This is a genomic window from uncultured Kordia sp. (assembly GCF_947496985.1).
Taxonomy (GTDB): domain Bacteria; phylum Bacteroidota; class Bacteroidia; order Flavobacteriales; family Flavobacteriaceae; genus Kordia.
This window is the reverse complement of sequence record NZ_CANMEZ010000003.1, coordinates 325,260-340,034: the sequence shown is the minus strand read 5'-3', so window position 1 is coordinate 340,034 and position 14,775 is coordinate 325,260. Positions and strand designations below refer to the sequence as shown.

Sequence of the window (14,775 nt, the reverse complement as noted above, 5' to 3'; positions counted from 1 at the left end):
TACTGTATGAATATATCTGTAGTTATACCACTACTTAACGAAGAAGAATCTTTACAAGAACTTTATGCATGGATTGCACGTGTAATGGAAGCCAACCAATATACATATGAAGTCCTTTTTATTGATGATGGAAGTACAGATCGTTCTTGGGAAATTATTGATAAATTATCTACACAACACACACAAGTAAAAGGAATTCGTTTTTTACAAAATTACGGTAAATCACAAGCGTTACATGCTGGTTTTGATATTGCCAATGGAGATGTTGTCATTACAATGGACGCAGATTTACAAGACAGTCCTGATGAAATTCCTGAATTATTTAGTTTAATTACAGAGAAAGGGTTTGACTTGGTTTCTGGTTGGAAAAAGAAACGTTATGATTCTGTCATTTCTAAAAATATTCCTTCTAAGTTATTCAACTGGGCAGCAAGAAAAACTTCAGGATTAAAATTAAACGATTTTAATTGTGGTTTAAAGGCATATAAGAATGTTGTGATTAAGAATGTTGATGTATATGGAGAAATGCACAGATACATTCCTGTACTGGCTAAAAATGCTGGTTTTTCTAATATTGGTGAAAAAGTTGTGCAACATCAAGCACGTAAGTATGGAAAAACGAAATTTGGATATGATCGTTTTATTAATGGTTTTCTAGATTTGATAACTATTTGGTTTTTATCTAAGTTTGGCAAACGTCCAATGCATTTATTTGGCGCACTTGGTGTATTGATGTTTATGATTGGTTTTGCAGCAGCAGCTTATATTGGAGGCATGAAGTTGTATAAACTTGCTTATGATATGCCTACAATTTTAGTAACCGACAATCCTTGGTTCTATATTTCATTAACAACCATGATGATAGGAACGCAATTATTTTTAGCTGGATTTCTAGGTGAAATTATTTTACGTAGCAGACGCGATAAAGATCACTATAAAATCAGTGAAACAACTAATACTAACGCTTAAGAGTTACATTTCCCTTAATAGTTCTTCCATCTTCTAGTGTAAGCTTATACCAATAATCACCTGCAGGTAATGGGCTTCCTCTATAAGTTCCATCCCACTCTCTATCTGCTTTGATATAATCTAGGTTTTTACCATATCTATCATATAATTGAATGATTGCATTAGGGTAAAATTCTTTAGCAACCAAAGACCAAGTATCGTTTACATTATCTCCATTTGGTGTAAAGAATTTTGGAAATCCTCCAATTAAAACTACTTCAGAAGTTACATCGCAGCTTTCTCGTTTTACAACAATAGTATATACTCCAGGAGCCAGATTCGTAAATTCATTAGATTCAAAAAAAGTTGTTCCTCCATTTATAGAATATAAAATAGCATCCGTATTTGTATTTCCAAGAATGATTTTCATAGAATTTCTATCCTGAAAATCCGAAACTTCTACACTAGTAACTTCTATTGGTGGTACTTCTACAACTTCAAAAGTGACTTCTTTTTCACAACCTGCTCCATTGGTAATTACTACAGTATAAATTCCTGTTTCTGTTACAGTAATTGTTGGCGTAGTATCATTGGTAGACCACGTATAACTTGCAAAGTTACCTTCTAATGCTAATGTAACAGATTCAACTCCTGCTCCACATAAAAATACTAATTGATCTTCTGCTTGCGGTTGTGCTATTACATTTATTGTTAAGTTTCCTATGGCAAAACAAGTTTCCGTTCCGTAAGCAACTCTAAAGAAAAGTGCACTTACTGATGAATCTATTTGATCTGAATCAGATAATTGATTTTCATCTAATACTGCATCATTATTGGATAAGTATACACTTATAGTAGCTCCAGGAAAATCCTGAGAAAGCTCTGTTATTATTTGAGAAATTGCAATTTCATTGGTATCTAATTCACAAATATCAATATTAGTATATTGATCAAGATATCCTCCGACACTAACCATTAATTGCACTGTTCTAATAGTAAAACACTCTGGAGTCTCAAAAACCTTCGCATAAATGATTTGATCATTAACCGTATTTATATAATTAGTAGTATTAATTGCATTCTCATTTAATTCTGCATCAGTTAACGCTTCAAAAAATGATACTTGTACATTATTCGTTGTTGTATTCGCAAGAATAAGATCTTCTGCAACTTGCAAGTCGAATATTGTAATACCATCATTCGGATCACTATCAATATCACATTGCTCTATCGAATATGGCATATCTACAACATCAGGCGCTTCACTAATAACAATTACTTCATTAAAAGTTCTACTTGGTAAATTCACATATGTAACATCTGCCGTAACAATATACTGACCTGTACTTGTAAAAACATGAGAAGGTGATATTTGTGTAGAAGTATTATTTACTCCAGAAGCTGCATCCCCAAAATTCCAATTTATAGAAACAATATTAGTAGTATCTTCTACTGTAAACGTTGTTTCTTCTCCTAAGCACTGATTTTGGATAAGGGCAATACTTTCAAAATATGATTGCGCAAAAGCTGGCAATCCAAAACGTGCAAAATCAGTTCCTAAATCTATATTCTCAATTTGAAAATTGCATGCTTGTCCTGCTAAATTGGGCGAATTTATTGTTGACAATCTTGCACCTGGTAATGAATGATAAATCTTCCTATCAAAAGCAATTTGCAAACTCCCACCTAAAGATGGCGCAACTTGACTTTGCTCATAACTATATAAAATATATCTTGTACTACTAACATTAGCTGCATCAATATCATACTGTTGTAATTGTATGTATGAAAGTGTATTATCTGCTGTATATATTTTTCCTGTAGAATATAATTTTGAAGAATTTGATGAAAATTCAACACCATAATATGAAATGTTTCCTCCCAGAAAATTTGAATTACTCACTGTACCATTTTCACTATCAAAATCGTACAAATACAAATATCCTGTCTGTTCAGGGAAAAAGAACGTGTGCGCAATTGCAATTTTCTCACCATTAGGAGATATTTTCATATTTCCTCTAGTATTTCTATGATCTGAAACAGAAAAAGAAGTCGATGAAATAACAGGAACAGTATTTACACCAGTACCAGTTACTTTAAATGCATAAAATGAATCTTCATAATGCGTAACTACCCAAAAATTTCCATCAGAACTTAACACTGAGCTTACTTTTTCAGAAGTATTAGGCATTAAATTGACGTTTTTATCTGTAACATCTCCCAATCCATTATTGAGCGTCATATCTACAATAGAATAATTAAATCCATTACTTTCATTTGTATCTGGATCGTATGCATCTACAACGTCTGCTGTAAAAATATAATAAATGTCAGGATTGTCAGGATTTGGTACAATGATAGATGATTGCGTACTGGAAAAGCTTCCTATCAAACCAGTTCCGTTGGGCATAATTCCCTGCATACGATTCCATACAGTTATTCCATCTGTGTAAAATAACAAATAACCATCTTCATCTGAAATCGTAGAGCAACCTTCTAATGTATTCACTTGACTATTTCCTAACAAAGACGGGGTTCCAGTGTTAAAATCTAATCCAGCATTTACACCAAAAAACCAGTTAGCGGTTTCTCGTTGCGCATTGATTGTAGTACAGAAAAAGAATAATACGCAAAAGAGTTTTAGAGTATTTTCTTTCATATAATTCATAGCAATTCAATAAAGTTATCCAAAATATCTTTCCTAGCAAAATAGAAACCAAATGAATTCATTATTTTTGCTTTTTAAAACACCATTTAATGACAAAGATTGACGCTAAAATTTTGGAAAAAGCAACGGCTTGGTTAACTCCAAATTTTGATTCAGATACAACTGCGAAAGTGCAACAACTTATAGATACAAACCCAGAAGAGCTTACTGAAAGTTTTTATAAAGATTTAGCTTTCGGAACAGGTGGAATGCGTGGTGTAATGGGACCTGGAACAAATCGAATTAATAAATATACGCTTGGAAAAAACACGCAAGGATTGAGTAATTACCTTAAAAAAGTGTATCCAAACGAACCTCTAAAAGTTGCAATTGCATACGATTGTAGACACAATAGTAAATCATTAGCAACCATTTGTGCCAATGTATTTTCTGCAAATAACATTGAAGTCTTTTTATTTTCAGATTTACGTCCGACTCCAGAATTATCATTCGCAGTAAAATATTTAGATTGTCATTGTGGAATTGTTTTAACAGCGTCGCATAATCCGCCAGAATACAACGGTTACAAAGTATATTGGACTGACGGAGGACAAATTGTACCACCACAAGATGAAGAAATTATTCATGAAATTAATGCATTAGATTTTTCTCAAATTAAGTTTGATGCCAAAAATGAATTAATCAAATTAGTAGATATTGAAATTGATGAAGCATTTATACAAGCAAGTGTTGCCAATGCAGATTTCAAAGCGCCTAAAAAAGATGATTTACAAATTGTTTTTACATCGTTACATGGAACTTCTATCACAATGATTCCGGCTGTATTGCGCGAAGCAGGATATACTAATATTCACATTGTTGAAGAACAAGCGAAGCCAGATGGTGATTTTCCTACTGTAAAGTCACCAAACCCTGAAGAACCAGAAGCTTTAGCAATGGCATTAAAATTAGCAGATACTACAAACGCTGATATCGTTATTGGAACTGATCCTGATAGTGATCGTTTAGGAATTGCCGTGCGCGATTTGGATGGAAACATGATTTTACTAAACGGAAATCAAACCATGGTAGTTATGACAGACTTCTTATTACAACAATGGAAAAACAATAATAAAATCAATGGGAAACAGTTTATTGGTTCTACAATTGTTTCTACACCAATGATGGTTGATTTGGCAAAAGCATATGATGTTGAATGTAAAATTGGCTTAACAGGTTTTAAATGGATTGCCAAAATGATCAAAGATTTCCCCGAATTGGAATTCATTGGTGGTGGAGAAGAAAGTTTTGGTTTCATGACGGGTGATTTTGTACGTGATAAAGATGCCGTTACAGCAGCTTTATTAGCATGTGAAATTGCAACACAAGCAAAAGCAAATGGAAATTCTTTCTATGAAACTTTGATTAATATGTACGTTTCGCATGGTTTTTACAAAGAGAAATTAATTTCTATGGTTAAAAAAGGAATGGATGGCGCAGCAGAAATTAAGCAAATGATGATCGATTTACGTCAAAACCCTTTAACAAGTCTTGATGGTTCACAAGTAATTCGCATTGAAGATTATCAAACTTCTGTAGCAATTGACATGACAACTACTGACACAACGCCTATTTTAGTGCCAAAATCGAACGTATTAATCTATTACACAGAAGATGGTACTAAAATTGCAGCACGTCCTAGCGGTACGGAACCGAAAATAAAATTCTACTTTAGCGTAAATCTGCCATTAGCAAACAAAGCAGACTTTGCAAACGTAGAAAAACAACTCGATGCAAAAATAGAACGCATCGTTCAAGAAATGAAACTCAACTAATGAATTATATTAAAAAAATATTGCGTTTTGCAATACCTTATAAAAAATACGCATACTTAAATATCTTTTTTAATGTATTGTATGCATTATTTAGCACACTAGGAATGGTTGCTTTAATTCCAATGCTTACAGTACTTTTTCAAGAAGGAGAACAACTAAATGAAAAACCTGTATTTGATGCTAGTAATATCAAAGAATATTTAGAAAACTACTTAAATTACTTCATTACAACTACATCTGAAAACGAAGGGCAAATCAATACATTAATGTATATGATTATTTTGATTATTGTTTTGTTCTTTTTAAGGAATATTTTTTCATATATGGCTATGTATTTCATTACATTTTTACGGAATGGAATTTTGAAAGATGTTCGAAATGAATTGTATGATAAAATTATGGCATTGCCTATTTCCTTTTATTCAGAAAAACGTAAAGGTGATGTTATCGCTAGAACTTCAGCAGATGTAGGAGAAATTCAGAATTCTTTTTTATCCGTTTTGGAATTAATCGTAAAAGAACCTTTGACTATTTTATTTACAATTGGAGCCATGTTTTTTATCAGTGCAAAATTGACACTTTTTGTATTTATCTTTATCCCAATTTCAGGGTTTATAATTTCAGCAGTTGGAAAAAAATTAAAAAAACACTCTGAAAATACGCAAAAAGAACAAGGAATATTTTTATCACATTTAGAAGAAACATTAGGAGGGTTACGTGTAATTAAAGGGTTTAATGGAGAATCCTATTTTGGCAATCGTTTTAAAGAGTCTACTAATCGCTTTTTTAATTTTTCTAATAAATTATTAAATCGCCAAAATTTAGCTTCGCCTACAAGTGAATTTTTAGGAATTGTAATTATTGCTGTATTGCTTTGGTATGGAGGAAACATGGTATTGACTGAGAAAACATTAAAAGCAAGCGCATTTATTGCTTACATAGGTTTATCATGGCAAATTTTAACGCCTGCAAAAGCAATTTCTAAAGCTTCTTATAGTGTTAAAAGAGGGAATGCTGCCGCAGATCGCGTGTTAGAAATACTAGAAACAGAAAGTCCAATTGCAGATGCGCTAGATGCGAAAACAAAAGAAAATTTCTCTTCTGAGATAGTATTAAAAGATATTTCCTTTAAATACGATGACACTTATGTCCTTAAAAACTTCTCACTCAAAGTACCGAAAGGAAAAACAGTTGCCTTAGTTGGTCAATCTGGAAGTGGAAAAAGTACCATTGCAAACCTTGTCACACGTTTTTATGATGTAAATGAAGGAAGTATTGAAATTGATGGAGAAAATATCAAATCGCTTACTAAAGCTTCTTTACGTGATCTAATGGGACTCGTAACACAAGATTCTATTCTCTTCAATGAAAGTATTCGAAATAATGTAAAACTTGGAAAACAAGATGCTACTGACGAAGAAGTAATTGAAGCCTTAAAAATTGCCAATGCTTGGGAATTTGTAAAAGATTTACCCGAAGTTCTCGATCATAATGTTGGAGATTCTGGTGGAAAATTATCTGGTGGACAAAAACAACGTTTAAGCATTGCTAGAGCTGTTTTGAAGAATCCGCCAATTATGATTTTGGACGAAGCTACTTCTGCCCTAGATACCGAAAGTGAACGTTTGGTACAAGTTGCGTTGGAAAACATGATGAAAAATAGAACCTCTATTGTGATTGCACACAGATTATCTACCATTCAAAATGCAGATGTGATTGTAGTGATGCAAAAAGGAGAAATTGTAGAACAAGGAACGCACGAAGAACTCATTAGTAATAATAGTATGTACTCTAAATTGGTACAAATGCAGACAATTTAAAATAAAACACAAACACACACTTATAATTGTCATTTCTGTGTAGACAAAAATCCATTGTTTTAATTACCAATGGATTTATATCTTCATGGTAATGACATTTTTTTTATCTTTAGATTAAACCTTTTATTCTTTAAAAAGTCAAAGAATAAAATACAAACACATTGAACGTCGTAGAAACAACGCTAATAGATGATTTAAAAAACCCGAAAACGCAACAAAAAGCGTTTCGCGAGCTTGTATCTACATACAAAGAACGTTTGTATTGGCACATCCGTAGAATGGTGACCAATCATGAAGATGCTGATGATGTGCTACAAAACACATTTATTAAAGTATTCAGAAGTATTGATAAATTTAAAGGTGATAGTAAATTATATTCATGGATGTACAGAATTGCTACCAATGAAGCAATTACATTTATCAATCAACGTGCTAAAAAAGCTGGGATTTCTTCAGAAGAAATACAAAATCATTTAGTCAATAATTTACAAGCTGATGTCTATTTTGAAGGTGAAGAAATTCAGTTGAAACTACAAAAAGCGATTGCCACATTGCCACAAAAGCAACAAATAGTATTCAACATGAAGTATTTTGAAGATATTACATATAATGATATGAGTGAAGTGTTGGATACTTCGGTTGGCGCATTGAAAGCTTCGTATCATCATGCAGTAAAAAAGATAGAACAATTTTTAACGACAGAGCATTAAACCTTTTACAAAAACTAGAGTCATACTATTGTGAAAAAGAACGAATTACATAACAAAAAAATAACCGAAGGGTTTTCTACTCCAAAAAATTACTTCAATACATTTGAAGATCGTCTTTTTGGGAAGTTAGAAGCAGAAACTGCGATTCCTAAAGAAAAAGGTTTCAAAGTTCCTGACGCTTATTTTGATGGTTTGGAAGACTGTTTGGCTGACAAGTTATTTGCTCCTTCTAAAGAAGAAACCAAAGTAATTCCATTATCCAATAGAAAAACATATTTAAAATATGTTGGATATGCAGCCGCAGCCTGTCTGTTACTATTTGGAATTTCAACTTTGATCAATCCTGAAACTAGTGGAATTAGTATGGAAGATATTGCAGATAGTGACATTAATACTTTTATAGAAAATGATTTAATTGCACTGAACAATTATGAATTGATCGCTGCTTTTGAAGAAGAAAACATAGATACTTCTTCTATTTTTGAAGTAAGTTTAAACGAAACAGAAACAATAGATTATTTGGAAAACACTGCTGATCCGTATGATTTATTAATTGAATAATATTATGAGTAAAAAATTATATACAACACTACTACTTTTGTTCCTTGGACTCTCTTTCGGGTTTGCCCAAAAACATGAACGCGGTCAGAAACATCAAGAAAAAATTAAGAAATTAAAGATTGCTTACTTCACAGAAAACTTAAACCTTACAGCAGAAGAAGCGCAACAATTTTGGCCAATTTACAATGCGTATGATGATAAGAATCATGATTTGCGTGTAAAAGGATTTTATAAAATTAAAAAAGAAGTGAAAGACATAGAGCAAATGTCTGAAACAGAAGCACAAGAAGTCTTAGCACGCTTGGAAGCCTTAGAAACACAAGTGTATGAAAATAATCAGGATTTAATGCGAAAGCTTAAAAAAATACTTCCTGCAAAAAAAATAATACAACTCAAAAAAGCAGAACGCGATTTTAATCGAAAATTGATGAAAGAGTTTCGAAAAAAACGTCGTGAATAAAAAATAATCAATGCCCTAAAAAGCCTCGAGTAGAATTCTATTCTCATGCATTGATGAAGAAAAGAGCATTTTTATATAAAAATGCTCTTTTTGTTTTTAAACCTTTGAGAATCAAAATAGTCTAAAAGACATAATGTAACAACTAGTAATAGTTATTCATTTAATTATAATTTTTGGTGATTGGTAAAAGAAGCGTTCTATAAAACGCTTCTTTTTTTTGTTCAATACTTACATATAAGTATTTTTATTATTGGAGAATAATCGTACTTTTCTGAACTAATTCAGTAGTATGCCGCAACTCAAAAATTTCAATCCATATACATATATAAACCAAAAAGGATATACAAAAAGTATCATCATTATTTTTGTAATTTTATCTGTATTGATGAAAATTGCAACAAGATTATTCAGCTTAAAAGGTTGGATTAACGTTCCGCAATTTGATGAAGAAATCGTTACAACTACATGGTTTACCATAACTGCAAATGAATCATTTGGGCAACTCTCCTATTTCTGGGCATTTTTTATACTTGATTATATTTGGGCATTTTTATTAGTATTCTTATTAGGATTTTATGTCTATAAAAAAGCAACACTAAAAAATGAAAAACCACAATGGTTCTATTGGGGATTTCTCATCATTAGTAGTATAGCTTATATACTAGATTGTATTGAAAACACAAGCTATTTAATTTCGTATACATATCCTGAAAATATTGCTTTCTATAAAATAATTACCTACGCTATAACTATTGTATATGTTATTGTTGTGATTATGTATTTTTCGCTAAAAGATAGACTTGCAGTCTTGAGAGATTTTATTTCTTCTGCTTGGATTAGTCTACTATTCCTTGTTATTATTGGACTTACTTTACCAAAAGCGCCACAAGTAAACTCTATCATCGTAGACTTATATTATCATCCTTTTTGGTTCGTTATCATACTTTTAGGTGTGTATGCACCTATTTACTGTATTACGCTATCACATTATCCTGCTTATTTTTTATTCTCTTCTTCCAATAACAGAATTGGAAAAAAAAATTGGCGCATGACAAAATCATTGGGCTTTTTTGGAATCATTTGGTACAGTAGCGATAGTAAACGTGAAAAAATTGATAAATCGAAAAACTTCATTCATGAAAGTTCACTTGGTTTTTTGAGAAGAACCTTAGGTGTCTTCTTTTACATAGCACTATTTTATATGATAGCATATACTACGGATACAAATTTTGATATGCCAATTAGTATTAGTAGTTCTTCTCTATTTTTATTGATCGCTGCACTTTGGTGGCTGTATGAGTTGAAAAAGAAAAAAGATGCTTGGTACGCATATAATAAAGCGGAGATACAAGCCATCGATTTTGACAATCCAAATGCATACTATGTAAAATCTAAAAAACCAAGTTTACATAAAGAAATTAGAACATATATCTATTTCTTAGTGATTACGATAGTAGTACATTTAGTATTGTTCATTTTATTATTTATTTTTTCCTGTCAAGAGCAATGTCCATATACTTATGTAACCGTAGTATTTAGTTTGATTTGTATTATTCTTCAAACGATTACCTATATGTATTATAGAACGTTTCGTTCTGTATTTAAATATGCTTTTTTCAATAAAAATATACCTGCAATTATTGATAGTTTTATCATTATGCGTGATAAAAGTTACGACGGAACGGACACAGAGAAAAAACAAAAAATTCTGGATAAGTTTGAAAAAAATGAACTGCAAAATCAAAATTCTATGTTTCAACGAATTGCCAAGCTTAGAATTGGAAGTTTGAGTTTTGGTTCGTTGAGTAATAACATCATATTTCTACAAACGATTGCGTATTTCGGTTTCTTCAATGCTGCTTTTTTAGTTGTTATTAATATTTGGCCAACAATTGCTTTAAAAATTAATACAATTTTAATTTTACTTTCGTATTTCTTTCTTTTTTATGGAATAATTGTCATTATCTTAAAACACTTTATTTACTATAAATCAAAAGTTGATGCTGTAAAAGACAAAGAAGAAAAGCTAACGCGAAAAATTAAAAAGCTAACACTAAAGAAAGTAACCGAAATTCCGAACATAGAAAATGAAGCTGAAAAAACGTTACGCTTACAAATACTCACAGAAAAATTAAAAGAAATACAAGCAGAATTAGCAACTATTAATACATCAAAAGAGAAGCCAATTTCCCAACAACGTAACTTCTTATTCACACTATATGTCAGTGCTTTATCCTTAGTGATTTTAAACTTTTTAGCTCGATTTAATGAAGAGAGTCGTAGTAATTTATTTGAGTTAGCTCAAATCATAGAAACTGTACCTGACACTGCAATTGATTTAAAAAAATACGCTTCAAAACTGCCTAAAACTCGTTATTATATTGGTTGTTATGGCGGCGGAATGAAAGCAAATGCTTGGACAATGACTGTATTGAATGCTTTGGATTCAAACAATACTTTATACGATAAAACAGCTTGTTTATCGGGTGCATCTGGTGGAACTATTGGATTGATAAACTACTCTGTAATTAAACATGAAATAGCTTCTAAAGAAAGACAAAAAGAAGCGATTCAAAAGATTGGAACAGAGAACATTTTGTCCATGGATTTAACCCATGTATTTGGAAGAGATTGGTTAAATCATATTTTGATTCCTTTTAAAGATTTGAAAGGAAAAGATCGTTCTACAGGCGCAATGCGCATCTATGCAAATTATGCAAATCCAAACTTTACAAAAGAAAAATTCAATTCCGCTTCATACCGACAATATTGGTTTGATATGTACATGAAAAGAGGAAAACGTTTTCCAATCCTCATTAGTAATACAACTGACATTAAAGGTCGCCAAGGAATGGCAGTTTCTATTAAAACAAAAAACGATACCGTTAGTGATATTCTGTATGCAGGAGCAAGTGATATTTTAAAGCTAAGCGACACAACTACCTTAAGTTTTTACAACGCAGCTTCTACAACCAACAGATTTCCATTAATAAGTCCGGCAGCAACTATTAAAGGAAAAGGACAATACAATGACGGTGGAATTTATGAGAATTCAGGTTTATTATCTGCGTACAAGTTATATGAAGCTATCGATAAAGTTGATTCGACTGCAAAAGAGAAAACTTCAGTTTTTATTAATATTGTCAATGATAAATCTGCATATATAAAGTCGCAAATAAATACAATTATGATTGATTGTAAAGGAACAAAGATTAATATTTCTAATGAAGTTTCTGCTATTTTCAACTCTGTTGCGGCGACCGAAATGTTTCCAAATTATATAAAAGATAAACTAACACTGTTAGATACTTTGGAAAAAGAACATGTTAGTTTTAAAAGTATTTACTTACCACACCGTTTTGATTTTGAGGATGTAAAGGCTATTTATGGAGATGAAATAAAAACGCTTGATTGCGTTGATAACATCTATGCAATTATTAAAGCAAATAATGACGAAATCCGAAACCTTGTTAAAGAACAAAAAAGTATCACCAATGCCATTATAGAACCCGAAATGAGTCGTGTAATGGCAATTCCTGCTTTTGAATTTATGCAATCAATGCTAAAACATAGTAGTATTGAAAAAACGATACAAGAGTTACAATAAATTTTACTTAAACGTTAGACGTGCAATTTTATTTTTTCCTGCAGCATACGCAATAGAATCATTTACAAAACGAATTGTGTAAAATCCTTCGTCAGATAAATGTGTCCAAGTGTTTCCTGCATCTTTAGAATAATCAATTCCTTTAAAACCTATAGCAATCAACTCTTTGGCGTTACTATTAGGGACATATTGCACACAGCTTCTGTATCCCGGGCCGCTACTTTTGGATACAACTTCCCAAGTTTTTCCTCCATCAGCTGTTCTTATTTTGTTAATATCATTTACATCAGCTTGTGTATAATCGCCACCAATGGCAAAACCATTTTTAGCATCATAAAAATCTAAAGAATAGATTCCTGTAGTTCCTAATCCTTGAATAATTGGAGTCATATACGATGTCCAAGTATTTCCTTTGTCTGCTGAATATAATATTCTACTCGTTTTTCCTCCTGTAGCTACCCAAGTTTCATCTCCTTTGGTTACAATATTCGTATTACTTGCGGCAAACGCAGCTTCTCCTTCTTTCGCTTTTGGTAAATTTTCACAAGCAATTTTTTGCCACGTATTTCCTCCATCGCGAGTTACAATTATACTCATGCAATCACCGGTTGGATCACCAATGGCAATTCCTTCTGTATCATTCCAAAACGTCATTGCATCATAAAATACTTTTTCGTGTTCTTCTTTATATACCAACGATACGTCTCCATTTTTAGATATTTTATACAATAAAGCAGGATTAACTATCGAAATTCCAAAAGTATTACCATTTACATACGCCGTTGCTCTAAAACTCACATTTAAAGAATCTGGAACTTTTCCTTTTAATAAAGATATATGTGTATTATTTGCTGCATCATAATGATTTATTGTTGTTTTATTTCCACCATAGATCAAATCATTTTTAGGTGTAACAACTATGGCTCTGATACTAATAGAATCGTCAAAAATAGGATCAATAGTAACTGAGCTGATTGTCTTTCTTGGTGTTTTAATTTCTTCCGATTGTTTCTTTCCACAAGAAAAACAAAGAATTGATAAGAATAGTAAAGTAGTATAACGCATGTTTGTTATGTTTTTTTGGGATTAAATATAGACGCTCCAATTGATTTTATTGAAATTACATTCAATGGAAATTCCATGAACACATGTAATAAACTTAAGAAGAAAAGTAAGGTTAACCCAATTTTATAATCGTAAAAATATAAACCTACAGAAACAATCCATAATGTTAAAATTAGTAGCGATCGTTTTTGCGTTAATTTTTTATGCCAACCAATAACAGTTGTTTTTGAAAACCAATTTAAGTAATGATAGGTATATGCGAATGCTATAAATATTTGAATTTTCACGTCTATCAAATTTGTTAATGAAAAAGTAGTTCCATTGGAAAAGCCAAAAAATTTAGAAATCGTCATATTCAACATATGAAATTTATTTTGATTGTATATACCAACGGTTGTTTCTCCTATTGAAAAATTATACAATGAAAAATCGACAAACGCAATAATGAAAGGAACTGCAAATAGTAAGAGTACGTTAAAGTAGCCTATTCTAGATTTTGATTTTAAGTTTCCATACCACATAAATAATAGTGTAAATAGATACACGTGAATTACCGTTGGCACTAATATTCCAAAAATGACTTGGTATAGTTCATAAAAGTGTAATAATACTGCCAAAATGACTCCTAATATGATCACTATATATTGATGTATTTTCTTTTTAAACCCTACAAAAGCTATAGCAAAAGCTATAATCAAAAAAGAACAGGAATTTAAGTATTTTGGTACGTAATATGCAATTTGCTTTGTTATTGTTGCATCTTTAAATGCTTCAAAAACAGGCAACCGAAGTAGTAGCGGAATTGATAGAAGTACGCAAAAAATAATAGTGAGAGAAATCCAAATTTTATTATTTTCAACAAAATATTCTTTATCACGAATCCAGTTGATTTCAGTAAAATAGTGTAATGGACCTAATACCGCATAGACAAAAATAAAAAGCTCAAATGGTAACCAATAGGCAAATATGAGTGAGATTATTATTAATCCAGTATTTAAAAGGTCTACATTATAGGTTTTCATGATATTTAAAAAAGATGCTGTAAACTACGAAGTTTTTTTGAATTAGAATTATGTCAAATAGAGTATTATCGAAATAAAAAAGCCTCACATAAATATCTGT

Annotated in this window: 10 protein-coding genes; 7 read left to right on the top strand and 3 right to left on the bottom strand. The window is 31.4% G+C overall.

The features are described 5' to 3' along the window. Positions 1–6: 6 nt before the first annotated feature. Positions 7–969 carry a glycosyltransferase family 2 protein gene (locus Q0828_RS09875; protein WP_298420097.1) on the top strand — a complete coding sequence of 321 codons (963 nt, stop codon included), beginning with the start codon at positions 7–9 and terminating at the stop codon, positions 967–969. Here the strand turns inward: Q0828_RS09875 and Q0828_RS09870 are convergent. Continuing rightward, positions 959–3,607 carry a T9SS type B sorting domain-containing protein gene (locus Q0828_RS09870; RefSeq protein ID WP_298420095.1) on the bottom strand — a complete coding sequence of 883 codons (2,649 nt, stop codon included), beginning with the start codon at positions 3,605–3,607 and terminating at the stop codon, positions 959–961. The genes Q0828_RS09875 and Q0828_RS09870 overlap by 11 nt on opposite strands. Positions 3,608–3,705: 98 nt before the next feature. Here Q0828_RS09870 and Q0828_RS09865 point away from each other — a divergent pair, with 98 nt between their 5' ends. The 6 genes from Q0828_RS09865 to Q0828_RS09840 all read left to right on the top strand — a co-directional run bounded on the left by Q0828_RS09865 (position 3,706) and on the right by Q0828_RS09840 (position 12,588). Then, positions 3,706–5,430, top strand: a complete 1,725-nt coding sequence (locus Q0828_RS09865; RefSeq protein ID WP_298420093.1) for a phospho-sugar mutase — start codon at positions 3,706–3,708, stop codon at positions 5,428–5,430. Further along, positions 5,430–7,250, top strand: coding sequence for an ABC transporter ATP-binding protein (locus Q0828_RS09860; RefSeq protein ID WP_298420091.1), 1,821 nt, complete (start codon positions 5,430–5,432; stop codon positions 7,248–7,250). The genes Q0828_RS09865 and Q0828_RS09860 overlap by 1 nt, the downstream gene beginning before the upstream one ends. Before the next feature lie 161 nt (positions 7,251–7,411). Beyond that, positions 7,412–7,960: a sigma-70 family RNA polymerase sigma factor gene (locus tag Q0828_RS09855; RefSeq protein ID WP_298420089.1), complete on the top strand. Its 549-nt coding sequence runs from the start codon at positions 7,412–7,414 to the stop codon at positions 7,958–7,960. Between the two features lie 30 nt (positions 7,961–7,990). After that, positions 7,991–8,521, top strand: a complete 531-nt coding sequence (locus tag Q0828_RS09850) for a hypothetical protein (protein WP_298420087.1) — start codon at positions 7,991–7,993, stop codon at positions 8,519–8,521. A gap of 4 nt (positions 8,522–8,525) precedes the next feature. Next, on the top strand, positions 8,526–8,981 hold the full coding sequence (locus Q0828_RS09845) for a sensor of ECF-type sigma factor (RefSeq protein WP_298420085.1): 456 nt from the start codon (positions 8,526–8,528) through the stop codon (positions 8,979–8,981). 289 nt (positions 8,982–9,270) lie between these two features. After that, the gene (locus Q0828_RS09840; protein WP_298420083.1) at positions 9,271–12,588 is read left to right on the top strand and encodes a hypothetical protein; all 3,318 of its coding nucleotides are present in this window, start codon (positions 9,271–9,273) and stop codon (positions 12,586–12,588) included. Between the two features lie 3 nt (positions 12,589–12,591). Here Q0828_RS09840 and Q0828_RS09835 read toward each other — a convergent pair whose 3' ends face one another. Continuing rightward, positions 12,592–13,653, bottom strand: a complete 1,062-nt coding sequence (locus Q0828_RS09835; RefSeq protein ID WP_298420081.1) for an oxidoreductase — start codon at positions 13,651–13,653, stop codon at positions 12,592–12,594. A 5-nt stretch (positions 13,654–13,658) separates the two neighbouring features. Beyond that, entirely contained in the window at positions 13,659–14,675 is a 1,017-nt protein-coding gene (locus tag Q0828_RS09830) for a hypothetical protein (protein ID WP_298420079.1), read from the bottom strand. Positions 14,676–14,775: the final 100 nt, after the last annotated feature.